20 protein-coding genes are annotated in these 22,575 nt (G+C 75.0%); 13 read left to right on the forward strand and 7 right to left on the reverse strand.

Annotation, left to right across the window (positions count from 1 at the left end; translation table 11 throughout):
- The first annotated feature begins 5 nt into the window (after positions 1 to 5).
- From AB0J00_RS08760 to AB0J00_RS08775, 4 genes are read left to right on the forward strand one after another with little or no spacing between them, the layout of a single operon-like run.
- A complete protein-coding gene (locus AB0J00_RS08760) occupies positions 6 to 2,618 on the forward strand; it encodes a glycoside hydrolase family 78 protein (RefSeq protein ID WP_357743132.1) in 2,613 nt (870 codons plus the stop codon).
- On the forward strand, positions 2,615 to 4,090 hold the full coding sequence (locus AB0J00_RS08765) for a family 43 glycosylhydrolase (RefSeq protein WP_357743134.1): 1,476 nt from the start codon (positions 2,615 to 2,617) through the stop codon (positions 4,088 to 4,090). The genes AB0J00_RS08760 and AB0J00_RS08765 overlap by 4 nt, the downstream gene beginning before the upstream one ends.
- On the forward strand, positions 4,087 to 4,923 hold the full coding sequence (locus AB0J00_RS08770; protein WP_357743136.1) for a nucleoside hydrolase: 837 nt from the start codon (positions 4,087 to 4,089) through the stop codon (positions 4,921 to 4,923). The genes AB0J00_RS08765 and AB0J00_RS08770 overlap by 4 nt, the downstream gene beginning before the upstream one ends.
- A gap of 12 nt (positions 4,924 to 4,935) precedes the next feature.
- Complete coding sequence (locus AB0J00_RS08775) at positions 4,936 to 5,952, forward strand: alcohol dehydrogenase catalytic domain-containing protein (RefSeq protein ID WP_357743139.1); 1,017 nt, start codon at positions 4,936 to 4,938, stop codon at positions 5,950 to 5,952.
- A gap of 3 nt (positions 5,953 to 5,955) precedes the next feature.
- Here AB0J00_RS08775 and AB0J00_RS08780 read toward each other — a convergent pair whose 3' ends face one another.
- Positions 5,956 to 6,357, reverse strand: a complete 402-nt coding sequence (locus AB0J00_RS08780; protein WP_357743141.1) for an ATP-binding protein — start codon at positions 6,355 to 6,357, stop codon at positions 5,956 to 5,958.
- A gap of 73 nt (positions 6,358 to 6,430) precedes the next feature.
- Between AB0J00_RS08780 and AB0J00_RS08785 the strand changes: the two genes are divergently transcribed.
- On the forward strand, positions 6,431 to 6,781 hold the full coding sequence (locus tag AB0J00_RS08785) for an STAS domain-containing protein (protein WP_357743144.1): 351 nt from the start codon (positions 6,431 to 6,433) through the stop codon (positions 6,779 to 6,781).
- Between the two features lie 10 nt (positions 6,782 to 6,791).
- Positions 6,792 to 9,029, forward strand: a complete 2,238-nt coding sequence (locus AB0J00_RS08790) for a SpoIIE family protein phosphatase (protein ID WP_357743146.1) — start codon at positions 6,792 to 6,794, stop codon at positions 9,027 to 9,029.
- On the opposite strand, the gene AB0J00_RS08795 is transcribed toward AB0J00_RS08790, so the two are convergent.
- Together AB0J00_RS08795 and AB0J00_RS08800 are read right to left on the reverse strand one after the other, a co-directional pair.
- On the reverse strand, positions 9,026 to 10,702 hold the full coding sequence (locus AB0J00_RS08795; RefSeq protein ID WP_357743149.1) for an MDR family MFS transporter: 1,677 nt from the start codon (positions 10,700 to 10,702) through the stop codon (positions 9,026 to 9,028). The genes AB0J00_RS08790 and AB0J00_RS08795 overlap by 4 nt on opposite strands.
- Before the next feature lie 47 nt (positions 10,703 to 10,749).
- A complete protein-coding gene (locus tag AB0J00_RS08800) occupies positions 10,750 to 11,349 on the reverse strand; it encodes a TetR family transcriptional regulator (protein WP_357743152.1) in 600 nt (199 codons plus the stop codon).
- Positions 11,350 to 11,438: 89 nt separating this feature from the next.
- Between AB0J00_RS08800 and AB0J00_RS08805 the strand changes: the two genes are divergently transcribed.
- Entirely contained in the window at positions 11,439 to 11,918 is a 480-nt protein-coding gene (locus AB0J00_RS08805) for a DUF3237 domain-containing protein (protein WP_357743154.1), read from the forward strand.
- 4 nt (positions 11,919 to 11,922) lie between these two features.
- On the opposite strand, the gene AB0J00_RS08810 is transcribed toward AB0J00_RS08805, so the two are convergent.
- From AB0J00_RS08810 to AB0J00_RS08825, 4 genes are read right to left on the reverse strand one after another with little or no spacing between them, the layout of a single operon-like run.
- The gene (locus AB0J00_RS08810) at positions 11,923 to 12,549 is read right to left on the reverse strand and encodes an LUD domain-containing protein (RefSeq protein ID WP_357743157.1); all 627 of its coding nucleotides are present in this window, start codon (positions 12,547 to 12,549) and stop codon (positions 11,923 to 11,925) included.
- Positions 12,546 to 14,015, reverse strand: a complete 1,470-nt coding sequence (locus AB0J00_RS08815) for a LutB/LldF family L-lactate oxidation iron-sulfur protein (protein ID WP_357743160.1) — start codon at positions 14,013 to 14,015, stop codon at positions 12,546 to 12,548. The genes AB0J00_RS08810 and AB0J00_RS08815 overlap by 4 nt, the downstream gene beginning before the upstream one ends.
- Positions 14,012 to 14,809 carry a (Fe-S)-binding protein gene (locus AB0J00_RS08820; protein ID WP_357743163.1) on the reverse strand — a complete coding sequence of 266 codons (798 nt, stop codon included), beginning with the start codon at positions 14,807 to 14,809 and terminating at the stop codon, positions 14,012 to 14,014. Before AB0J00_RS08820 ends, AB0J00_RS08815 begins: the two co-directional genes overlap by 4 nt.
- An 11-nt stretch (positions 14,810 to 14,820) precedes the next feature.
- On the reverse strand, positions 14,821 to 15,867 hold the full coding sequence (locus tag AB0J00_RS08825; RefSeq protein WP_357743166.1) for a LacI family DNA-binding transcriptional regulator: 1,047 nt from the start codon (positions 15,865 to 15,867) through the stop codon (positions 14,821 to 14,823).
- A gap of 211 nt (positions 15,868 to 16,078) precedes the next feature.
- Between AB0J00_RS08825 and AB0J00_RS08830 the strand changes: the two genes are divergently transcribed.
- From AB0J00_RS08830 to rhaI, 6 genes are all read left to right on the forward strand, one after another.
- Positions 16,079 to 17,614 (forward strand): sugar ABC transporter ATP-binding protein, encoded by a 1,536-nt coding sequence (locus AB0J00_RS08830; protein ID WP_357743168.1) that lies wholly within the window; start codon positions 16,079 to 16,081, stop codon positions 17,612 to 17,614.
- Positions 17,611 to 18,684, forward strand: coding sequence for an ABC transporter permease (locus AB0J00_RS08835; protein ID WP_357743171.1), 1,074 nt, complete (start codon positions 17,611 to 17,613; stop codon positions 18,682 to 18,684). Before AB0J00_RS08830 ends, AB0J00_RS08835 begins: the two co-directional genes overlap by 4 nt.
- Positions 18,674 to 19,705: an ABC transporter permease gene (locus AB0J00_RS08840; protein WP_357743174.1), complete on the forward strand. Its 1,032-nt coding sequence runs from the start codon at positions 18,674 to 18,676 to the stop codon at positions 19,703 to 19,705. Before AB0J00_RS08835 ends, AB0J00_RS08840 begins: the two co-directional genes overlap by 11 nt.
- A 93-nt stretch (positions 19,706 to 19,798) precedes the next feature.
- Positions 19,799 to 20,887, forward strand: a complete 1,089-nt coding sequence (rhaS, locus tag AB0J00_RS08845) for a rhamnose ABC transporter substrate-binding protein (protein ID WP_357743177.1) — start codon at positions 19,799 to 19,801, stop codon at positions 20,885 to 20,887.
- A gap of 61 nt (positions 20,888 to 20,948) precedes the next feature.
- Positions 20,949 to 21,329 carry an L-rhamnose mutarotase gene (locus AB0J00_RS08850; protein WP_357743180.1) on the forward strand — a complete coding sequence of 127 codons (381 nt, stop codon included), beginning with the start codon at positions 20,949 to 20,951 and terminating at the stop codon, positions 21,327 to 21,329.
- On the forward strand, positions 21,326 to 22,495 hold the full coding sequence (gene rhaI, locus AB0J00_RS08855; protein ID WP_357743183.1) for an L-rhamnose isomerase: 1,170 nt from the start codon (positions 21,326 to 21,328) through the stop codon (positions 22,493 to 22,495). The genes AB0J00_RS08850 and rhaI overlap by 4 nt, the downstream gene beginning before the upstream one ends.
- Positions 22,496 to 22,575 lie beyond the last annotated feature (80 nt).

Genomic DNA, 22,575 nt, shown 5'->3' on the forward strand with positions numbered 1-22,575 from the left:
GCGACGTGAGGGTCCGGCCCGTCACCGTCGAGCACCACCGGGAGCCGCTCGGCATCGGCGAGGCCACGCCGCGGCTGTCCTGGGTGACGGCCACCGAGCTGCCGGACTGGCGGCAGGCGGCCTACGAGCTCGAGGTCGGGACGTGGTCGTCCGGCCGGGTCGACTCGGCCGAGTCGGTGCTCGTGCCGTGGGGCGCGCCGCCGCTGACCAGCCGGGAGCGGCGCACCGTGCGCGTCCGGGTGTGGGGGACGGCCGACGGCGAGCCCTCGGCCTGGAGCGACGAGGTCGTCGTCGAGGCGGGGCTGCTCTCGCCGGCGGACTGGACGGCGCAGCTGGTCCAGCCGCAGCTCACCGGCGCCCGGGAGGAGGCGGTCGCGCTGCTCCGCCGGGAGTTCACCCTCGACCGCCCGGTCGCCCGGGCCCGGCTGTACGCGACCGCGCAGGGCGTCTACGAGGCGGAGCTGAACGGGACGAGGGTCGGCGACTCCGTGCTCGCGCCGGGGTGGACCAGCTACCGGCACCGGCTGCGGTACTCGACGTCCGACGTCACCGACCTGCTGTCCGAGGGCGCGAACGTGCTCGGCGCGCACCTGGCGGAGGGGTGGTTCGCCGGGTACGTCGGCTTCACCCGCGGGCGCACCTGGTACGGCGACCGCACCGGGCTGCTGCTCCAGCTGGAGGTGGACCACCCCGACGGCACCCGCACCGTGCTGACCACCGACCCGGCCTGGCGGGCCACGACCGAGGGCCCCACCCGCACCTCGGGGCTGTACTCCGGCGAGACCGCCGACCTGCGCCGCGAGCTGCCCGGCTGGTCGGCGCCCGGCTTCGACGACACCGGCTGGGTGGCGGTCGAGGTGGGCAGCCTCGACACCGCCACCCTCACCGCGCCGACCGGCCCGCCGGTGCGCCGCACCGGGACCGTGCCGGCGCAGGCGATCACCCGGTCCCCGTCCGGCGCGCTGCTGGTCGACTTCGGTCAGAACCTGGTCGGCCGGATCCGGTTCACGTTGCCCGATGCGCCGGCCGGCACGGAGGTCACCGTCCGGCACGCCGAGGTGCTCGAGCACGGGGAGCTGGGCACCCGCCCGCTGAAGGCGGCGCGAGCGACCGACGTCGTGGTCCTGGACGGGCGCGGTCCGCGCACCTGGGAGCCGCGCTTCACCTTCCACGGCTTCCGGTACGCGGAGGTCACCGGCTGGCCCGGCGAGCTGACCCCCGACGCGCTGGAGGCGGTGGTGCTGCACACCGACCTCCGCCGCACCGGCACCTTCACCTGCTCCGACCCGGACGTCAGCCGGTTGCACGAGAACGTCGTGTGGGGCATGCGCGGCAACTTCCTGGACCTGCCGACGGACTGCCCGCAGCGCGACGAGCGGCTGGGCTGGACGGGGGACATCCAGGTGTTCGCCCCCACCGCGGCGTTCCTCTACGACACCGCGGGCATGCTGCGCTCCTGGCTGGCCGACCTGTCCGCGGAGCAGCTGCGCGACCACGGCGGGGTCGTGCCCCCCTACGTGCCCTTCCTGCAGTTCATGCCCATCCCGATGCAGGCCGACGTCGGCTGGGGGGACGCCGCCGTCGTCGTCCCGTGGGTGCTGTACCAGCGCACCGGGGACGCCGGGCTGCTCGCCGGTCAGTGGGACAGCATGGTGGCCTGGATCGACGCCTTCGCCGCGCGCGCCGGGGGCGACCTCGACTTCCCCGGGGGTGGGTTCTCCTTCGGCGACTGGCTGGACGCCGCGGCGCCCCCCGACAACCCGGCCGCCGCGCGCACCCCGTGGCAGTGCGTGGCGACGGCGTACCTGGCCCGCTCGGCCCGCACCGTCGCGCAGGCCGCCGAGGTGCTCGGCCGGGACGGCGCCCGGTTCGCCGATCTCGCCGAGCGGGCCGCCGAGCGGTTCCGCGCGGAGTACGTGACCCCGAACGGGCGGGTCGCCTACCCGTCGCAGACGGCGTACGCGCTGGCGCTGGAGTTCGACCTGCTGACGCCGGAGCAACGGGAGGAGGCCGGCCGGCTGCTCGCCGAGCAGGTGCTCAAGGACGACTTCCGCATCGCGACCGGCTTCCTCGGCACGCCGCTGGTCAACGACGCGCTCACCTCCGCCGGCGAGCTTGCCACCGCGTACGAGCTGCTGCTGCAGCGTGAGTGCCCGTCGTGGCTCTACCCGGTGACGATGGGCGCGACGACGATCTGGGAGCGCTGGGACTCCATGCTCCCGGACGGGAGCATCAACCCCGGCGAGATGACGTCGTTCAACCACTACGCGCTCGGTGCGGTCGCCGACTGGCTGCACCGGACCGTCGCCGGCCTCGCCCCGGCCGCTCCCGGCTACCGGCGGCTGCGGGTCGCGCCCCGCCCCGGGCCCGGGATCAGCTCGGCGGCGGCCACCCACGAGACGCCGTACGGCCCGGCCGCGGTGTCCTGGACGGTGGCGGGCGACGCGTTCGCGCTGGAGCTGACCGTGCCGCCGAACACCACCGCGGAGGTCGCGCTGCCCGACGGCGGCGACGTGCTCGAGGTCGGCTCCGGTCGGCACCTGTTCGAGCGGACGATCACCGTGCCGGCGCCGGTGGAGAAGCCCGCGCTGTTCTTCGACCCGGAGGCGCACTCGTGACCGCCCGTCCCGTCGTCCCCGGCTTCCACCCGGATCCGAGCGTCTGCCGGGTGGGCGACACGTACTGGATGGTGCACTCGAGCTTCGAGTACGCCCCCGGCGTGCCGCTGTACCGCTCTCCTGACCTGGAGCGCTGGGAGCAGGTCGGGCACGTGCTGGCCCGGCCGTCCCAGCTGGACGTGTCGGCGGCGCCCGGCTCCGGCGGCATCACCGCGTGCACGATCCGCCACCACCACGGCCGGTTCTGGCTGGTCACCACCAACCTGGCCGACGGCGGCTGGCAGACGCTGGTGACCGCGGAGGACCCGCTGGGGGAGTGGTCCGAGCCGGTGCGGATGCCCGGGGTGCGCGGCATCGACCCCGACCTCGCCTGGGACGACGACGGCACGCTGCTGGTCTCCTACGCCGGGTTCGGCGCGGGTGGCCCGGCCGGGCTGGTGCAGCAGGCGGTCGACCCCGCCACCGGCGCGGCGCTCACCGAGCGGCGGCCGCTGTGGCAGGGCACCGGCGGCAAGTTCCCGGAGGGCCCGCACCTGTACCGGGTGGGCGACACCTGGTACCTGCTCATCGCCGAGGGCGGCACCGAGCGCGGGCACGCGGTGACGATCGCCCGCGGCCCCTCACCGCAGGGCCCGTGGGAGCCCGGCCCGGCCAACCCGCTGCTCACCGCCCGCGGCACCGGCTCCCCGGTGCAGAACACCGGGCACGCCGACCTCGTGCAGCGCCCCGACGGCAGCTGGGCGATCGTCTTCCACGGCGTGCGCCCGCGCGGCACCAGCCCGGAGTTCCACGTGCTGGGCCGGGAGACCTTCGCCGCCGAGGTGGTCTGGGAGGACGGCTGGCCGCGGCTCGGTGCCTGGCTGACCCCGCCGGACGACCCGGTCGACGTCGAGGAGCTGGCCGGCGCGGTGCTGCCGGCGTCGTGGGTGGCGCCGCGCCGCTTCCCCGGCGACGTGCTTACCCGCGGCGAGGGCGGCTGGCGGCTGACCGCGGTCGACGCCGACCCGGCGGCGGAGGACCTCGCCTTCGCCGGGCGGCGGCAGGAGCACCTGCACTGCTCTGCCCGCGCGGTGGTCGACGCGGCCGGCGGCGTGGGCGGGCTGACGGTGCGCATCGACGCCCGCCACCACCTCGACCTGCAGGTGGCCGGGGACGTCGTCCGCGCGGTCGCCCAGGTCGGGGCGCTGCGGTCGCTGCTGGGCGAGGTGACGGTGCCCGCGGGCGACGTCGTCCTGGAGGTGCGGGCCGTGCCGGCCGAGGGGCACTTCTCCTCGACCGCGCTCGGCCCCGACCAGCTGGTGGCCGGCGTCGTCGGCCGGGACGAGGTGTTCACCGAGCTCGGCCGGCTGGACGGCCGGTACGTCTCCACCGAGGTCGCCGGGGGCATGACCGGCCGGCTGCTCGGCGTCTGGTGCTCGGCCGGCTCGCTCGTCGTCCGCTCGTTCCGCTACACCGGGCGGGACGACGCGTGAGCGGCCTCCGCATCCGGCCCCGCTGCCGCGTCGTGGTCGACAACGACTGGGCCGGCGACCCCGACGGGCTGGTCGCGCTGGCGCACCACCTGCTCAGCCCCGCGAACCGGGTGGAGGCGGTGACCAGCTCGCAGCTGAACCCGGTCTTCGGCCCGCCGGCGGGCACCGCGGCCGCCGGCGCCCGGCTCGCCCGGGAGCTCGTCGCGCTGGTCGGCGGGCCGCAGCCGGTGGTCGCCGCCGGCTGCGACGTGCCGATCGGCGACGGCGACACCACCTCCGCTGCCGCCGACGCGATCGTCGCGGAGGCGCGCCGGGACGACCCCCTGCCGCTGTTCGTGGTCTGCGGCGGGCCCCTGACCAACGTGGCCCAGGCGCTGCGCCAGGCACCGGAGGTCGCCGGCCGGTTCACCCTGGTGTGGGTCGGTGGTGCGCTGGACCCGGCGGCCCCCGAGTACAACCGGGACACCGACCCGCGGGCGGCGGCCGAGGTGTTCGGCGTCCCCGAGCTCGCGGTCGACCAGTTCCCGCTGGAGACCTACCGCCGGTGCACGAGCTCGGTCGCCGAGCTGGAGGCCGACCTGGGCGGCGCCGGAGCGGTCGGGGCGTGGCTCTGGCAGCGGTTCCTCGAACTGCCGATCCCGGACTTCGTGCAGCTCGGCGAGGTGTGGCCGCTGGGCGACAGCCCGCCGGTGCTGGTCACCGCGCTGGACGACGCGTCGAGCACCAGCACGGGGGAGCCGCGGCGCCGGGTGTTCACCGACGTCGACCACCGGCTGCTGGTGGCCGACCTGCTGGCCAAGCTGCGGCTGCACGGGCGCCGGACGGCCGGCTGAGAGGATGCGCCGGTGCGCGCCTTCGTCCTGACCGGTCCGGGCGAGGGCGCCGTGCAGGAGGTGCCACCGCCGGTCGCCGCCCCCGGCGAGGTGGTCGTCGACGTCGAGCGGGTGGGCATCTGCGGCACCGACGTCGAGTTCTGGACCGGCGAGATGGCCTACCTGCACCAGGGGCACGCCGCCTACCCGATGCGGCTGGGCCACGAGTGGGCCGGCACCGTGTCCGCGGTCGGCGCGGGCGTCGACCCCGGGTGGCGGGGCCGGCGGGTCACCGGCGACACGATGCTCGGCTGCGGGTCGTGCCGACGCTGCCGGCGCGGGCACCAGCACGTCTGCGCCGACCGGCAGGAGGTCGGCATCCGCGGTGGCCGGGCCGGGGCGCTGGCCGAGCAGCTCGCCGTCCCGGCGTCGTCGCTGCACGCGCTGCCCGGCACCGTCGACGCGCAGCTCGGCGCCCTCGTCGAGCCCGGCGGCAACGCGCTGCGCGCCGCCCGGGCGACCGGCGCCGGCGCCGGCGACCGGGTGCTGGTCTGCGGCCCGGGCACGATCGGGCTGCTGACCGCGCTGTTCGCCGGCGCCGCCGGTGCCGAGGTGCACGTGCTGGGCCTGCCCGACGGCTCGCTGGACGTCGCCCGGTCGCTGGGCCTCCCGCACGTGTGGACCGCCGACGACCTCCCCGGCCTGCCGTTCGACGCGGTCGTCGACGCCACCACCGCACCGGGGATGCCCGCCCGCGCGCTCGAGCTGGTCGAGCCGGCCGGCCGGGTGGTCGGCATCGGGCTGGCCGGCACCCCGAGCCTCGTCGACACGCGTGACCTGGTGCTCGCCGACGTCACCGCGGTCGGGGTGCTGTCGGCGTCGCCGGGCCTGGCCGCCACGATCGAGGCCTACGCCGCCGGCCTGGTCGACCCGCGCCCGCTGGTGGCGGCGACGGTGGGGCTGGCCGAGGCGGGTGCCGTGCTGGCGGGGGAGCGGCCGCCCGGCGCGGGCCCCGGCCCGAAGGTGCACGTCGACCCGCGGCGGGTCTGAGCCTCAGCGGGGAAGGGTCTCCCGGGCGGTCAGCGGCATCGTGATCCGCACCCGGTGCCGGCCGTCGGGACCGCGCCCGGCGTCCAGGGTGTCGGCCAGCGCGCGCACGATCGTCAGGCCGTGGCCGCCGTCGTGCCCGGGGGTCGGGACCTCCTCGGGGAGGCCGGGGCCGTCGTCGAGCACGGTGAACCGGCCGGACCGCCCGTCGAGCTCGGCGCGGACCTCGAAGGACGGCGACCCCGTGTGCCGGACGGCGTTGGCGGCGAGCTCGCCGACCGCGAGGGTGACCCGCTCCGCGACCGCCTGCTCGACGCCCAGCTGCTCGCAGGCCTGGCGCACGAGCGCGCGGGCGACCGGCACGCTGCCGGGCTCACCCGGCAGGACGACGGAGAGGCTGATCTGCACGGTCGGTCACCTCCACAAGATCCGGGCCCATTACGCTCCGGTACGTCCCAGTTCACCACGGGAGGGGGGACACGTGTCGTTCGGCGTGCAGCACACGTCGGTGCGCGAGGTCCCGGTCCTGGTCGTCGACGGGGAGCTGGACGGGCTCACCGCGCCGCAGCTGGCCGAGGCGGTCGACACCGCGCTCGCCGACCGGCCCGCGGTGCTGGCCATCGACCTGAGCGGGACGACGTTCCTCGACTCGAGCGGCGTGCGGCAGGTGGTCCGCTCGGCGCGCGCCGCGGGCGCGGTCGGCACCGCCGTGCAGGTGGTGTGCCCGCCGGACAACCACCCGGTGCAGCTGGTCTTCGGCCTGCTGTCCATCGACCGGCTGGTGCCGGTGCTCCCGTCGACCGACCTGATCGGCCGCGACACCCGCCCGTAGGGTCGCCGGCATGACCGTCCCGACCTCCTCCCGGGTGACCGAGGAGGCACTGCAGCACTGCGCCGACGAGCCGATCGCCGTCCCCGGTGCGGTGCAGCCGCACGGCGTGCTGCTGGCGCTCACCGAGCCCGACCTCGTCGTCGTCGCCGCCTCGGCCAACGGCCCCGGGCTGTTCGGCGCCGCGGTGCTCGGCCGCCCGCTCGCCGACCTGCTGGACGCCCGCGACCTCGCCGCCCTGCGCGCGGGGCTGGCCGGCGACCTGACCGAGGTGAACCCGCTGCGCCAGACGGTGGGCGGCGAGCCGGTCGACCTGGTGCTGCACCGCAACGGCGGGCTCCTGATCGGCGAGTGGGAGCCGCTGGCCGGTGCGGAGCAGGCGCCGGCGAGCTGGCACGCCCGGCTGCCCGCCGTCCTCGCCCGCCTGGCGCAGAGCACGACGACCGACGAGCTGACCGCGGCCCTGGCCCGGGACGTGCGGGCGCTGACCGGCTTCGACCGGGTGATGGTCTACCGGTTCGACCCGGAGTGGAACGGCGAGGTCGTCGCCGAGGACCGCCGCGGCGACCTGGAGCCGTTCCTCGGCCTGCACTACCCGGCCGGTGACATCCCGGCCCAGGCCCGTGAGCTGTACACCCGCCAGTGGCTGCGGCTCATCCCGGACGCCCGCTACACCCCGGTGCCGATCGAGCCCGCGGGCAACCCGCTGACCGGCGGTCCGCTGGACCTGTCCGGCTCGGTCCTGCGCAGCGTCTCCCCGGTGCACCTGGAGTACCTGGCCAACATGGGCGTCGTCGCCTCCATGTCCGTGTCGCTGGTCGACCGCGGCCGGCTGTGGGGGCTCATCTCCTGCCACCAGTACGACGGCGCGCACCGGCCCTCCTCCACCGACCGGACGGCGGCGGAGTTCCTCGGCCGCACCGCCTCCCTGCTGCTGCGCACCGTGCAGGAGACCGGCGACCGCGACCAGCAGGTGGCGGTCGCCCGGCAGCAGGCCCGGCTCACCGCCGCCCTGGGCCGGGCGCCGCGCCGGCCGGCCGCCGCGCTGGTCGACGGGCCGGTCACCGTGCTGGACCTGCTGCCCGCCGGCGGCGCCGCGGTGCGGCTGGACGGCCGGCTGCACCTGCTGGGCAGCACCCCGCCGGCCGACCGGGTGCCGGCGCTGGTCGCCGAGCTGCTCGCCGCGGGCACCCCGGTCACCGACCGGGTGCCGCGGGTGATGCCCGACGGTGCCGACGTGGCGGGCACCGCCAGCGGCGTGCTCGCCGTCGAGGTCGGCGGCGGCCGCGGCGACTTCCTCGCCTGGTTCCGCCCCGAGACGCTGCGGACCGTCACCTGGGGCGGCGACCCGCACACCAAGGAGCTGGTCGAGGACGACGGGGCGCTGCGGTTGTCGCCACGCCGGTCGTTCGCCGCGTGGAGCGAGGTGGTGCGCGGCACCGCCGAGCCGTGGCGGCCGCACGAGGTGGACGCCGCCCGCGCGCTGGCCGCCGCGCTCGCCACCGCCCGGCTGGACCGCGCGGAGGAGGACGACCGGCTCGCCGCGACGCTGCAGCGCACGCTGCTGCTGGAGTCGCCGCCGCCGGTCCCCGGCCTGAGCCTGGCGGCCCGCTACCTGCCCAGCGCCCAGGACGTCGTGGGGGGTGACTGGTACGACGTGGTGCCGCTGCCCAGCGGCCGGGTGGCCGTGGTGCTCGGCGACGTCGCGGGGCACGGCCTCTCCGCGGCGGCGGTCACCGCCCAGCTGCGGCACGCGCTGCGCGCCACCCTGCTGCGCGACGCCGGCCCGGCCGCCGCCCTCGGCGCGCTCAACGACCTCGTCGCCCGGCTGCTGCCCGACGAGCTGGCCACCCTGGTGGCCGTCGAGCTCGACCCGGCCACCGGCGAGGTCGCCGTCGCGACCGCCGGCCACGTGCCGGTGCTGCGGGTCGGCCCCGAGGGCGCCGGCTGGCTGGACGTCGACCGCGGCCCGGCCCTGGGGCTGCTGCCCGACGCCGGGTTCGAGGAGACCCGCACGGTCCTGACGCCCGCCGACCGGCTGGTGCTGTGCAGCGACGGGCTGGTGGAGCGGCGCGGCGCCGACCTCTCCGCGGGGCTCGCGGTGCTGCGGACGGCGGGTGCGGCGGCCGGGTCGCTCCCGCCGCAGGAGCTGGTCGACCGGGTGCTGGCGGCACTGGACCCGCCCGACGCCGACGACGTCACGGTCGTCGGCATCGGGCTGGCCGGCGCGGGGGCCCGGCCCGGGCGCTAGGCGCGAACCGGGGCGTCGTCCAGGTCGTCGTCCCGGTCGGTCAGGTCGTCGTCCCGGTCGTCCGCCGGGGAGGGCACGGGGAGGACCGCCGGAGCCGCCGCCGGCAGGTCCTCCTCCCGCTCCACCGCCTCGCCGCGGGCGACCATGCCCGCGACGTCGGACAGCGGGACCTCCTTCAGCACCAGCGACAGCAGCAGCGCCACGACCAGGATCGGCACCAGGTACCAGAACACCGGGGCCAGCGAGCCGGCGTAGGCGTCGACGATCGCCGCCCGGAGCGGTTCACCGGCCGCGTCGACCGCCGCCGGGGTGAGCGAGTCCGGCGAGGTGATCCCGGCCCGCACCGCCTGCTCGCCGTTCGCGGCCAGCGCCGCGGACAGCTCGGTGGCCAGCCGGCTGGTGAACAGCGTGCCGAACACCGCGACGCCGAGGGTCGCGCCGACCTCGCGGAAGTAGTTGTTCGTCGAGGTGGCGGTGCCGATCCGGTCGGCGGTCACCGCGTTCTGCGCGGCCAGCACGACGTTCTGCATGATCAGCCCCAGCCCGGCCCCGAGCACGAAGAACATCGCGCCGACGGTCCACAGCGAGGTGCCGCCGGCCAGGGTGGTCATCCAGACCACCGCGGCGAGGATGACCGCGACGCCGGCGACGGTGAACACCTTGTAGCGGCCGGTGCGCTGGATGAACCCGGCCGAGCCCTGGATGGTGATGATGATGCCGACGGTCATCGGCAGCATGAGCAGGCCCGAGGTGGTGGCCGACAGCCCCGAGCTCATCTGCAGGTAGGTCGGCATGAACGCGATCGCGGAGAACATGCCCAGCCCGACGGCCAGGCCGAGCGCGGTCGCGACGACGAAGGTCCGGTTGGTGAACAGCGACAGCGGCACGATCGGCTCGACCGCCCGGCGCTCGACGGCGATGAAGACCGCCACCGCGACCACGAACCCGGCCAGCAGGGTGAGCGCCTGCCACGAGCCCCAGCCCTCGCTGCCGCCCAGGTCGGAGAAGAGCACCAGGCAGGTGGTGGTCGCCGACAGCGCCACGATGCCGGCGACGTCCAGCGGGGTGGTGCTGCGCTTGCGCGGCAGCGTGAGGGTGGCCCAGCCGATCGCGAAGGCCGCGACGCCGACCGGCACGTTGACCCAGAAGCACCACTGCCAGCCCAGCGACGAGTCGGTGAAGAACCCGCCGACGAGCGGGCCGACGACCGCGGACAGGCCGAACAGCGCGCCGATCGGGCCCATGTACTTCGCCCGCTCCCGAGCCGGCACGATGTCGGCGATGATCGCCTGGGACAGGATCATCAGCCCGCCGCCGCCGAGGCCCTGCACGCCGCGCCAGACCACGAACCAGGTGAAGTCCGGTGACAGCGCCGCGCCGACGCTGGCCGCGGTGAACAGCCCGATGGCCAGCAGGAACAGCGTGCGGCGGCCGAAGAGGTCGCCGAACTTGCCGTAGACCGGCATCACCAGGGTGGTGGCCAGCAGGTAGGCGGTGGTCACCCACGCCATGTGCGAGACGCCGCCCAGGTCGCCGACGATCGTGGGCATCGAGGTGGAGACGATCGTCTGGTCCAGCGCGGCCATCAGCATGCCGGCGAGCAGGGCCGAGAAGATCAGGTTGATCCGGCGGCGGGTCAGGACGATCGGCGCGGCGGTGGGCGCGCTGGACATGCGGCTCCTCGGGAGTCGGTGGGCGGGGGAGTGCGGGGGCGGCGGGTTCAGGCGGTCGGCGCGGGCAGGCCGGCGGCGACCAGGTCCCAGCCCTCGTCGACCAGCGCCGGCAGGTCGGCGGTGAAGTCGCTGGCCAGCCACCGGTGCAGGGCGGTGCGCATGACGGCGGCCTGCACCGCGGCGAGCAGGGCGGGGTAGGCATCGGTGTCGGTCCGGGTGCCGGAGCGCTCGGCCACCACCGCGGCGAGGGCCCGTTCGGAGGCCTCGAAGACGGCGGACAGCCGGGCGGTGAGGGCCGGGTGGGCGTCGACCACCTGCAGCCGCAGCGGCCACAGCTGCGGCTCGCGGGCGACCTCCCGGGCCTGGTCGAGCATGGCGGCGCGCACGGCCGTGACCGGCGGCTCGGACGCCGGGCGGGCGCGCACCGCCTCGGCCAGCTCGCCGGCCTGCCGCGGGTCCAGGCCCACGACCGCGTCGTCCTTGGTCGGGAAGTAGTTGAAGAACGTCCGCGGCGAGACGCCGGCCCGGGCGGCGACGTCGTCGACCGACACGTGCTCGAGCCCCCGTTCGGCGACCAGCTGGAGCGCCGCCTCGTGCAGCGCGAGCCGGGTGGCCTGCTTCTTGCGCTCGCGCAGGCCGGCCGTCACACCGCAGACCCTGGCAGAAACGTGCAGACACTGCAAACATGCGGACCCTGCAGATGTCCGTGTCGCGCCGGCTACGGCAGGGTGGGCGCATGTCCGCCACCCCGCCGTCACCGGTCCCGCCGTCGCTGACCCACGTCCTGCACCTCGAGGTGGAGGTCGGGCCACCCGTGGAGGTCGGGCCCACCCCCGCCGGGTTGCGCCGGGTGATCCCGATCCTCGGCGGCACGGTGGGCGGGCCGCTGCTGACCGGGCGGGTGCTGCCCGGCGGCGCCGACTTCCAGGTCATCCGGACGGAGACCGAGACGGTCGCCGAGGCCCGGTACGTGCTGGAGACCGACGAGGGGGAGACCGTCTACGTCGAGAACATCGGGCTGCGCACCGGCTCGGCCGAGGACATCGCCCGACTGCGGGCGGACCTCCCGGTCGACCCGGCGCGCATCTACTTCCGCTCGTGGCCGCGGTTCGAGACGGCGTCCGCGCGGCTGGCGACGCTGACCGCCCACCTGCACGTGGGCACCGGCGTGCGGCACCCGCGCGGCGTGGTGTTCGACTTCTTCCGGGTCGAGTAGGGGCTCAGCCGGCCAGGACCACCAGCAGCGTGCGCGGGCCGTGCACGCCCTCGACCCGCTCCAGCTCGATGTCGCTGGTCGCCGACGGCCCGCTGACCATGGTCAGCGGGCGCAGCGGGTCCAGCCGGGCGATGCCCTCGGGCACGCCGCGCACCACCTGGCCGGCGGTGACCACGCAGATCAGCACGTCGGGCAGCAGCGACAGCGCCCGCCGCCCGCAGGCCGGGGAGCCGTCGAGCACCAGGGTGCCGGTCTCGGCGATGGCCACCGCCACGGCGGTCACCGAGGCGGCGCGGTCGGCCAGGTGCACGGCGGGGCGGTCGTCGTCGACGTCGCAGCCGTCCGGCCGCCAGTCGTCCGGGAGCCCCGGGGCGACGACCACCCCGGACGCCGCCCAGCCGGTGCCGAGTCCCCGGTCCAGCGCCGTCCGCACCGTCGCGCCGATCTCCGCGGGGGAGCAGCGCAGCACCTCGGCGCGGTAGTCCTCGACCCGGTCGACGAGCAGCGCGAGCAGCTCGTCGTCCGCCGGGGTGACCTCCGCGGTCCGGTAGGTCCGCTCGACGGGCACGGCGGGGCGCTGGTCGCCGAGCGCCGTCCGGATCCGGCCGAGCACCTCCTCGCGTGCAGTCACTGCCCGTGCTCCTCGGTCCACTGCTGCACGAACGTCTTCGTGGGCGGGGTGGGCAGGTCGCGGCTGCGGGTCCAGCCGGCGATCGGCGGCGGGAAGGCGTTGGGCAGCGTCGGGCGCCCCCGGCTGATGAGCCGGCCGAGCCGGGCGGCGCGCTGGGTGAGGTGCCACAGCCGCGGGCTGCCCATCGCCTTCGCCAGCGCCCTGAACGCGGTGCCCTCGGCGGTCGGGCGTTCCTGCGCCTCGACGTGCTCCGCGCGCAGGTGCACCAGGATCGAGGGGATGTCGATCGCCACCGGGCACACCTCGTAGCAGGCGCCGCACAGCGACGAGGCGTACGGCAGCGAGGCGTTGTCCTCGACCCCGGTGAGCTGCGGCGACAGGATCGCGCCGATGGGGCCCGGGTAGACCGAGCCGTACGCGTGCCCGCCGGCGCGCTCGTAGACCGGGCAGACGTTCAGGCACGCCGAGCAGCGGATGCAGTGCAGCGCCTCGCGGCCCACCTCGTCGGCGAGCACCGCCGTCCGGCCGTTGTCCAGCAGCACCAGGTGGAACTCCTGCGGCCCGTCACCGGGGGTCACGCCGGCCCAGGTGGAGGTGTAGGGGTTCATCCGCTCGCCGGTGGAGGAGCGGGGGAGCAGCTGCAGGAACACCTCGAGGTCGCGCCAGGTGGGCACCACCTTCTCGATGCCCATGACGGTGATCAGCGTCTCCGGCAGGGTCAGGCACATCCGGCCGTTGCCCTCGGACTCGACCACGGTCAGCGTGCCGGTCTCGGCGACCCCGAAGTTGGCGCCGCTGACCGCGACCCGGGCGCGCAGGAAGCGCTCGCGCAGGTGGGCCCGGGCGGCCATCGCCAGCTGCCGGGGGTCGTCGGTGAGGCCGGGGTCGACGCCGGGGATGGTGCGGGCGAAGATCTCCCGGATCTCGGCGCGGTTCTTGTGGATCGCCGGCACCAGGATGTGGCTGGGCGCGTCCTCGCCCAGCTGCACGATCAGCTCGGCGAGGTCGGTCTCGAAGACGTCGATGCCGACGGCCTCCAGGGCCTCGTTCAGCGCGATCTCCTGGGTGGCCATCGACTTGACCTTGACCACCTCGCGGGTGCCGGTGGCCTGCACCAGCCGGGTGACGATCGCGTTGGCCTCGTTCGCGTCGCGGGCCCAGTGCACCGTGCCGCCGCGGGCGGTGACCTGCCGCTCCAGCTCCTCGAGGTGCTCGTCGAGCCGGGCCATGGTGGCGGCCTTGAGCGCCTTGCCGGCGGCGCGCAGCTGCTCCCAGTCGGGCACCTCGGCGACCACCTTCGCCCGCTTGCCGCGGATGGTGGTGGTCGCGTGACCGAGGTTGGCGCGCAGCTGGCCGTTGCGCAGCGCGGTGCGGGCGGCGTCCGGGAACGACTGCTCGCCGCGCAGGTGCCCCACGCCCCGGGGGGCGTGCGGGAGGGCCGGCATGCCCAGGTCCACGGCGGTCATCGCGGGACCGCCGGGGTGGTGGGGTGGGGGACCGCCGGCACGGCCTTCTGGTCGGGGGTCACTGCTTCCTCCGTCGAGGCGAGGATCTCGGCCAGGTGCACCGTGCGGGTGCCCGCCCGCAGCCGGGAGAGCCCGCCGCCGATGTGCATGAGGCAGGAGGCGTCGCCGGCGGTGCACACCTCGGCGTGGGTGCCGAGCACGTTGGCCATCTTGTCGGTGAGCATCGCGGTCGAGGTGTCGGCGTTCTTCACCGCGAACGTGCCGCCGAAGCCGCAGCACTGGTCGGCGGCCGGCAGCTCCACCAGCTCCAGCCCGCGCACCGCGCGCAGCAGCTGCAGCGGCCGGTCGCCGACGTGCAGCAGGCGCAGCGAGTGGCAGGTCGGGTGGTAGGTGACCCGGTGCGGGTAGTAGGCACCGACGTCGGTCACGCCCAGCACGTCGACCAGGAACTGCGAGAGCTCGTAGGTGCGCCCGGCCAGCTCCTCGGCGGCCCGGGCGAGCGGCTCGTCGCCGGCCCGGCGGGCGACGGCGGCCTGCTGGTGGTGGATCGAGGCCACGCACGAGCCGGACGGCGCCACGACCACCTCGGCGCCGTCGAAGGCGCGCACGTGGTTGGCGACGATGCCCAGCGCCTCGCGGCGGTAGCCGGTGTTGACGTGCATCTGGCCGCAGCACGCCTGGGTGGGCGGCACCACCACCTCGTGCCCCAGCCGCTCCAGCAGCCGTGCGGTCGCGAAGGCGACCGACGGCGTCATGGTGTCGACCAGGCAGGTGGCGAACAGGCTGATCCGCACCGGCCCTCCTCTCAGCTCGCTGGGGTCCGGCGGCGCCGGACCATGCTCGACTCGCGGACGACCAGGGTCGGCTCGAAGACCGGCTGCTCGTGCTCGTGCGGGTGCCCGTCGTGCCCGCCGGCGGCCTCGTCCAGCAGCAGCTCGGCGGCGCGCCGGCCCAGCTCCTGGCGCGGCTTGTGCACCGACGACAGCGGCACGGCCGCCGCGGCGGCGAAGTCGATGTCGTCGTAGCCCACGATGGCGAAGTCCTCGGGCACCGAGACCCCGTGCCGGACCATCTCCTGCAGCACGCCCAGCGCCAGCAGGTCGTTGGCGCAGATGGCGGCGGTGGGTCGGCGGGCGGCGGGCAGGCCGACGATCTGCGCGGCCGCCTCCCGCCCGCCGGCGACGGTCAGCGTGTCGGGGGAGAGCACCGTCAGCGCGTCCTCGTCGCCGGTGGCCTCGCGGACGGCGGCGGTGACGCCCTGCCGCCGCTCCTGCACCTGCGGCAGGCCGGAGGCCCCGCCGATGAAGGCGATCCGGCGGTGCCCGCGCTCGAGCAGGTGGTCGGCGGCCAGCCGGCCGCCCAGCACGTCGTCGACGGCGACCGCGCACTGACCGGGGGCGGTGGCCCGCCGGTCGAGCAGCACCACCGGGGTGCCGCGCGACCGCAGCGCCTCCACGTGCGGCGACAGCTCGGCGGTCGGGGTGATGATCACGCCCTGCACCCGCTGCTCGGTGAGCACGTCGAGGTGCGCGGCCTCCTTGGCGGCCCGGTCGTCGGAGTTGCACAGCATGACCGCCAGGCCCGCCTCGCCCGCGACGTCCTCGACGCCCCGGGCGACGTCGGTGAAGAACGGGTTGGCGATGTCCAGCACCACCAGGCCGATGGTCCGGCTGCGCCCGGCGCGCAGGTGGCGGGCCTGCTCGTTGCGCACGAAGCCCAGCGCGGCGATCGCCGCCTGCACCCGCTCACGGGTGGGCGGGCTGACCGCGTCGGGCCGGTTGAGGACGTTGCTGACCGTGCCCACCGAGACCCCGGCGCGGACGGCGACGTCCCGGATGCTCGCGGTCAGCACTGCCTCCTCGCTGGTCGGGGTGGTGCCACGGTAGCCGGTCCGTCGCGCGTCGCCGGTTGAAACGACTCAACGTCGCCAGATCGGATCGACAACGGCCAGGACACGGCGTTCGCGTGGCGGTTGACACATTCCTAGCAGGCTCCCTATGGTCCACGCCACACACCGGATGAAACGTTTCATCCGAGCGGTCCACATTCGACGAGGAGGTCGCGTGGCCGACGGGACACCCCCTGCCGCACCCGGCGCCGTGGTGCTGGCGCTGGAGGACGTGGCGAAGTCGTTCGGCGCCGTGGCGGCGCTGCGCGGCGCGCAGCTGGAGCTGCGGGCCGGGGAGGCGCACGCCCTCGTGGGCGAGAACGGCGCCGGCAAGTCGACCCTGGTGAAGATCCTCGCCGGCGTGCACGGCCCGGACTCCGGGCGCGTGCTGCTCGACGGGCAGCCGGTGCAGCTCGACAGCCCGGCCGCCGCCCGCGCCGCCGGCATTGCGGTCATCTACCAGGAGCCCACGCTGTTCCCCGACCTGTCGGTCGCGGAGAACATCTTCATGGGCCGCCAGCCGCTCGCCGGCGGACGGCGCATCGACCGGCGCGCGCTGGCCGACCGGTGCCGCGAGCTGTTCGACCGGCTCGGCGTCCGGCTCGACCCCGACCGGCCGGCCCGCGGGCTGTCCATCGCCGACCAGCAGATGGTCGAGATCGCCAAGGCGCTGTCCTTCGACGCCCGCGTGCTGGTGATGGACGAGCCCACCGCCGCGCTGTCCGGCGTCGAGGTCGACCGGCTCTTCGCCGTCGCCCGGGCGCTGCGCGAGCGCGGCGCGGCGGTGCTGTTCATCTCGCACCGGTTCGACGAGGTCTTCGACCTGTGCGACCGGATCACCGTCATGCGGGACGGGCAGTGGGTCTCCACCGACCCGGTCGGCGACCTCACCGTCGACCAGGTGGTCCGCCGGATGGTCGGCCGCGAGGTCGCCTCCCTGTTCCCCAAGCAGGACGTCGCGGCCGGGGACGTCGTCCTCGAGGTGCGCGGGCTGACCCGCCGCGGGGTGTTCAGCGACGTCTCCTTCGACGTGCGGGCCGGCGAGATCGTGGCGCTGGCCGGGCTGGTCGGCGCCGGCCGCAGCGAGGTGGTGCGCGCGGTGTTCGGCGTCGACGCGTACGACGCCGGCACGGTGAGCGTCCACGGCCGCCGGCTCAAGGCGGGCAGCCCGGCCGCCGCGATGGCGGCGGGCCTCGCGCTGGTGCCCGAGGACCGCCGCCAGCAGGGCCTGGTCATGGAGCTGTCGGTCGAGCGCAACGCCACCCTCACCCGCCGCTGGCAGCTGTCCCGGCTGGGCTGGCTGTCCGGTCGCGCCGAGCGCTCCACCGCCGCCGAGTGGTCGAAGAAGCTGCAGGTGAAGGCCGGCCGGCTCACCGACCCGGTCGCCACGCTCTCCGGCGGCAACCAGCAGAAGGTCGTGCTGGCCAAGTGGCTGTCCACCGACCCGACGGTGCTGATCGTCGACGAGCCCACCCGCGGCATCGACGTCGGCACGAAGTCCGAGGTGCACCGGCTGCTGTCCCAGCTCGCCGCCGACGGACTGGCCGTCGTCATGGTCTCCAGCGAACTCCCGGAGGTGCTCGGCATGGCCGACCGCGTCCTCGTGATGCACGAGGGCCGACTCGTCGACGACATCCCCCGCGCCCGCGCCGACGAGGACAGCGTCATGCTGGCCGCGACCGGGCAGGCCGGCGGGCGGGTGCCGGCATGAGCGCGCCCACCACGTCGCCGCCGGCCGGGGCCACCGCCGCCGGCGAGCCCACGGCCCGCTCCCGCCGGGGCACGGCGCTCGCCCACCGGCTGGTCGTCGTCCGGGAGCTGGGCATCGTCGCGGCGCTGGTGCTGCTGATCGGTGCCACGCTGATCGCCAACCCGCGGTTCCTGTCCGGGCAGAACGTCCGCGACCTGATGCTGTCCGCGGCGATCCTCGTCGTGCTGGCCGCCGGCCAGACGATGGTCATCATCACCCGCAACGTCGACCTGTCGGTCGGCTCGGTGCTGGGCCTGTCGGCCTACGCCACCGGCACGCTGCTGGTCGAGCGGCCGGGCACCCCGGTGGTCGTCGCGCTGCTGGCCGGCATCGTCGTCGGCGCGGTCTGCGGCCTGGTCAACGGCGCGGTCGTCGCGGTCGCCAAGGTGCCCTCGCTGGTGGTCACCCTCGGCACCCTCTACGCCATCCGCGGGCTGGACTCGCTGTGGGCCAGCAGCAGCGACCGGCTGCAGATCAACGCCGCCGACCTGCCCAGCGGGTTCAAGTCCTTCGGCGGGTACCGGGTGCTCGGCGTCCCGGTGCTGTTCCTCATCGCCGTCGCCGTGGTGCTCGTCGTCGGCTGGTACCTGCGCTCCTACCGCAGCGGCCGCGAGCTGTACGGCATCGGCTCGGCGCCGGAGGCCGCCCGGCTGTCGGGCATCCCGGTCGGCCGGCGGGTGCTCACCGCCTTCGTGGTGAACGGCGCGCTCGCCGGGCTGGCCGGCGTCCTCTACGCCGCGCGGTTCCAGACGCTGGACACCACGGCCGGCACCGGGCTGGAGCTCAACGTGGTGGCCGCGGCCGTCGTCGGCGGCGTCGCGATCGCGGGCGGCACCGGCAGCGCCTGGGGCGCCGCGCTCGGTGCCCTGCTGATCACCACGATCGGCACCGCGCTGCCCCAGCTGGGGCTCGACCCCTTCTGGCGGGACGCCGCCGTCGGCGCGCTGATCATCGCCGCCATCGCCCTGGACCGGACGCTCACCCAGCGGCTGGCCGCCCGACTGCGAGGGAGGAACCTCCGTGGCTCTTGACACCACCCCCGGGCCGGTGGCCGGGAACGCCACCCCACCGCCGGCCCGGGGCCCGCGCGGGTTCACGCTGCCGACCGGGAGCGTCATCACGACGTTCCTGGTGTTGTTCCTGCTGATCGCCTCGTTCTCCGTCGACGGCTTCGCCTCGACCCGGAACTCCGGCTTCCTGCTGCTGGACGTCGTGGTCATCGCGCTGATCGCGCTGCCCCTGACGCTGATCGTGGTCACCGGCGAGATCGACCTGTCGGTGGCCAGCGTGGTGGGGCTGTCCAGCGCGGTGATGGGCAAGCTGTGGTTCGCCGGGCTGTCGCTGCAGCTGATCATCCCGCTCTGCCTGCTGCTGGGCGCGGTGCTCGGTGCGGTCAACGGCCTGCTGGTCACCAAGCTGGGGCTCCCCTCGCTGGCGGTGACCATCGGCTCGCTGGCGCTCTACCGCGGGCTCGCGTTCGTCGTGCTGGGCGACCAGGCGGTCGCGGACTTCCCGCGCAGCTGGACGACGTGGGCGATCAGCTCCTACGGCGGCAGCGGCATCCCGCACGCCGTCGTCCCGCTGCTGGTGCTCGTCGCGGTCACGGCGGTCGTCCTGCACGCCACCCCGGTGGGCCGGGCGCTGTTCGCGATGGGCAACTCCGAGGACGCCGCGCGGTTCAGCGGCATCGACGTCGCCCGCACCAAGCTGTGGCTGTTCGTCGCGGCCGGCGTGGTCAGCGCGCTGGGCGGGGTGTTCTGGACGCTGCGCTACGGCAGCGCCCGCGCCGACAACGCCACCGGCCTGGAGCTCCAGGTCGTCGCGGCGATCCTGCTCGGCGGCGTCTCGATCTTCGGTGGCAGCGGCGGCCTGCTCGGGGTGATGGCCGGGGCGCTGCTGCTGGCCTCGGTCCGGAACGCGCTGCAGCTGGTCAACGTGCCCTCCGACGTCCTCAACATCGTCACCGGCGCGCTGCTCATCGTCGCCGTCGTCGGTCCGCAGGTGACCGCCCGGCTGCGCCGGCGCACCCGCCCCCGATCCGCGCCGGCCTGAGCGCCGGCGCCCGTTCCCGCACCACCCCGGCCGGCCCCGGCCACCCCCAACCACCCCGGCACGACGGCGTGCCGGTGCACAGAGAGGGAACCCATGTCCACCTTCCTGACCGCCCGGCGGTTGCGCGGCGTGATCACCGGCACCGCCGTCGCGGCCCTGGTGCTCGGCACCGCGGCCTGCGGAGGCACCACCCGGGACGACGCCGCCGCCGACGACAGCAGCGGCAGCGGGTCCAGCGCCAGCGCGAACCCGGACGCCGAGATCCCCTCGGGCCTGAAGATCGCCTTCCTGCCCAAGCAGCTGAACAACCCGTACTTCTCCGTCGCCGACGGCGGTGGCAAGAAGGCCGTCGACGCGCTGAAGGGCGACTACAGCGAGGTCGGTCCGACCGAGGCCAGCGCCTCCTCGCAGGTGAGCTACATCAACACGCTGACCCAGCAGGGCGCCGACGTCATCGTCACCTCCGCCAACGACCCCAACGCCATCTGCTCGGCGCTGGACCAGGCCCGCAGCGGCGGCGCGAAGGTCGTCACCTTCGACTCCGACACCGACCCCAAGTGCCGTGACCTGTTCATCAACCAGGCCACCGCCGAGGGCATCGCGCACACCCAGATCGACGAGATGGCGAAGCAGATCGGCGGCGCGGGCAAGGTCGCGATCCTGTCGGCGACGGCGAACGCGACCAACCAGAACGCCTGGATCGACCTGATGAAGTCCTACGCGGGGGAGAAGTACCCGCAGCTGGAGATCGTGGCGACCGTCTACGGCGACGACGAGGACGAGAAGTCCTTCCAGGAGACCCAGGGTCTGCTGTCGAAGTACCCCGACCTCAAGGGCATCATCTCGCCCACCACGGTCGGCATCTCCGCCGCCGCCCGCTACCTGTCCGGTTCCTCGTACAAGGGCAAGGTCGCGCTGACCGGCCTGGGCACGCCCAACCAGATGCGCGAGTACGTCAAGGACGGCACCGTCACCTCCTTCGCGCTGTGGAACCCGGCCGACCTCGGCTACCTGGCCGCCTACGCCGGCGCGGCGCTGTCGGCCGGGCAGATCACCGGCGCCGAGGGCGAGAAGTTCTCCGCGGGCGACCTCGGTGAGTACACGGTCGGCAAGGACGGCCAGATCGTCCTCGGCGACCCGACCGTGTTCACCGCCCAGAACATCGACCAGTTCGACTTCTGAGCCCCACCCCCGTGGCCGCCGGCCGGTGCGCCGGCGGCCACGGGGACCCCGGAGGAACCCCGTGCCCCGCGTCTGCTTCACCCTCCAGGTCCGCCCCGACCGGCTGGCCGAGTACCGCGCCGCCCACGCCGCCGTCTGGCCCGAGATGCTCGCCGCCCTGCGCGACGCCGGCTGGCACGACTACCAGCTCTTCCTGCGCGACGACGGCCTGCTCGTCGGCACGCTCGTCACCGACGACCTCGCCGCCGCCCAGGCCGCCGTGGACGCCGCCGAGGTGAGCGCCCGCTGGGAGGCCGCCATGGGCGACCTCCTGACCGCTCCCACCGACTCCGCCGACGACCTCCCCGGTCGCGGCAAGCACGAGCTCGACCTGGTCTTCGACCTGGACGCCCAGCTGACGGCGTCCGGGCAGACCACCACCCCGATCGGAGACACAGCGTGACCGACCTGCGCGCCCGCGCCCTCGAGGCCCTGGCCACCCAGACCATCGAGCTGCCGTCCTGGGCGTTCGGCAACGCCGGCACCCGCTTCAAGGTGTTCAGCACGCCCGGTGTGCCGCGCGACCCGTTCGAGAAGATCAGCGACGCCGCCCAGGTGCACCGGTACACCGGCGTCGCGCCCCGGGTCTCGCTGCACATCCCGTGGGACCTCGTCGACGACTTCGGGAAGCTCGCCCAGCACGCCGCCGACGAGGGCGTCTCGATCGGCGCGATCAACTCGAACCTGTTCCAGGCCGACGAGTACAAGCTGGGGTCGCTGACGAACGCCGACCCGGCCGTGCGGGCCAAGGCCGTGGCCCACCACGTGCAGTGCATCGACGTCATGCGCGCCACCGGGTCGACCGACCTCAAGATCTGGTTGCCCGACGGCACCAACTACCCCGGCCAGGACGACATCACCGACCGCCAGGAGCGGCTGGCCGAGTCGCTCCAGCAGATCTACGCCGAGCTCGACCCCGGGCACCGGCTGATCCTGGAGTACAAGTTCTACGAGCCGTACTTCTACACGATGGACATCCCCGACTGGGGCACGTCGCTGCTGCACTGCCTGGCCCTGGGCGAGCAGGCGAAGGTGGTGCTCGACACCGGCCACCACGCGCCCAACACCAACATCGAGTTCATCGTCGCCCAGCTGCTGCGGGTGGGCCGGCTCGGCGCGTTCGACTTCAACTCCCGCTTCTACGGCGACGACGACCTCATCGTGGGCGCCGCCGACCCGTTCCAGCTGTTCCGGATCATGAACGAGATCGTGCGGGCCGACGCGCTGCGCCCGGACTCCGGCGTCAACTTCATGCTCGACCAGTGCCACAACATCGAGCCGAAGATCCCCGGCCAGATCCGCTCGGTGATGAACGTGCAGGAGTCCACCGCCAAGGCGCTGCTGGTCGACCGCGAGGCGCTGCGGGCGGCCCAGCTCGCCGGTGACGTGCTCGGCGCCAACGCCGTGCTGATGGACGCCTACAACACCGACGTCCGCCCGCTGCTGGCCGAGCTGCGGGAGTCGCAGGGCCTGCCGGCCGACCCCTACCGCGCCTACGCCGCCTCCGGGCACCAGGAGCAGATCGCCACCGACCGCGTCGGGGGCCAGCAGGCCTCCTGGGGCGCCTGACCACCACCACGCCCGCTCTCTCGCAACAAACCGGACCGGTTTCTCGCGAGAAAGCGGCACCTCACCACCGAAGGGCTCCT

The organism is Modestobacter sp. NPDC049651, assembly GCF_040659695.1.
In the GTDB taxonomy this organism is placed as follows: domain Bacteria; phylum Actinomycetota; class Actinomycetes; order Mycobacteriales; family Geodermatophilaceae; genus Modestobacter.

Excerpts from the sequence above, each read along its gene's own strand:
- AB0J00_RS08815 (WP_357743160.1), bottom strand. The coding sequence starts at position 14,015 with ATGACCGCCGTGGACCTGGGCATGCCGGCCCTCCCGCACGCCCCCCGG.
- AB0J00_RS08835 (WP_357743171.1), top strand. The coding sequence starts at position 17,611 with ATGAGCGCGCCCACCACGTCGCCGCCGGCCGGGGCCACCGCCGCCGGC.
- AB0J00_RS08795 (WP_357743149.1), bottom strand. The coding sequence starts at position 10,702 with ATGTCCAGCGCGCCCACCGCCGCGCCGATCGTCCTGACCCGCCGCCGG.
- AB0J00_RS08805 (WP_357743154.1), top strand. The coding sequence starts at position 11,439 with ATGTCCGCCACCCCGCCGTCACCGGTCCCGCCGTCGCTGACCCACGTC.
- rhaS (WP_357743177.1), top strand. The coding sequence starts at position 19,799 with ATGTCCACCTTCCTGACCGCCCGGCGGTTGCGCGGCGTGATCACCGGC.
- AB0J00_RS08790 (WP_357743146.1), top strand. The coding sequence starts at position 6,792 with ATGACCGTCCCGACCTCCTCCCGGGTGACCGAGGAGGCACTGCAGCAC.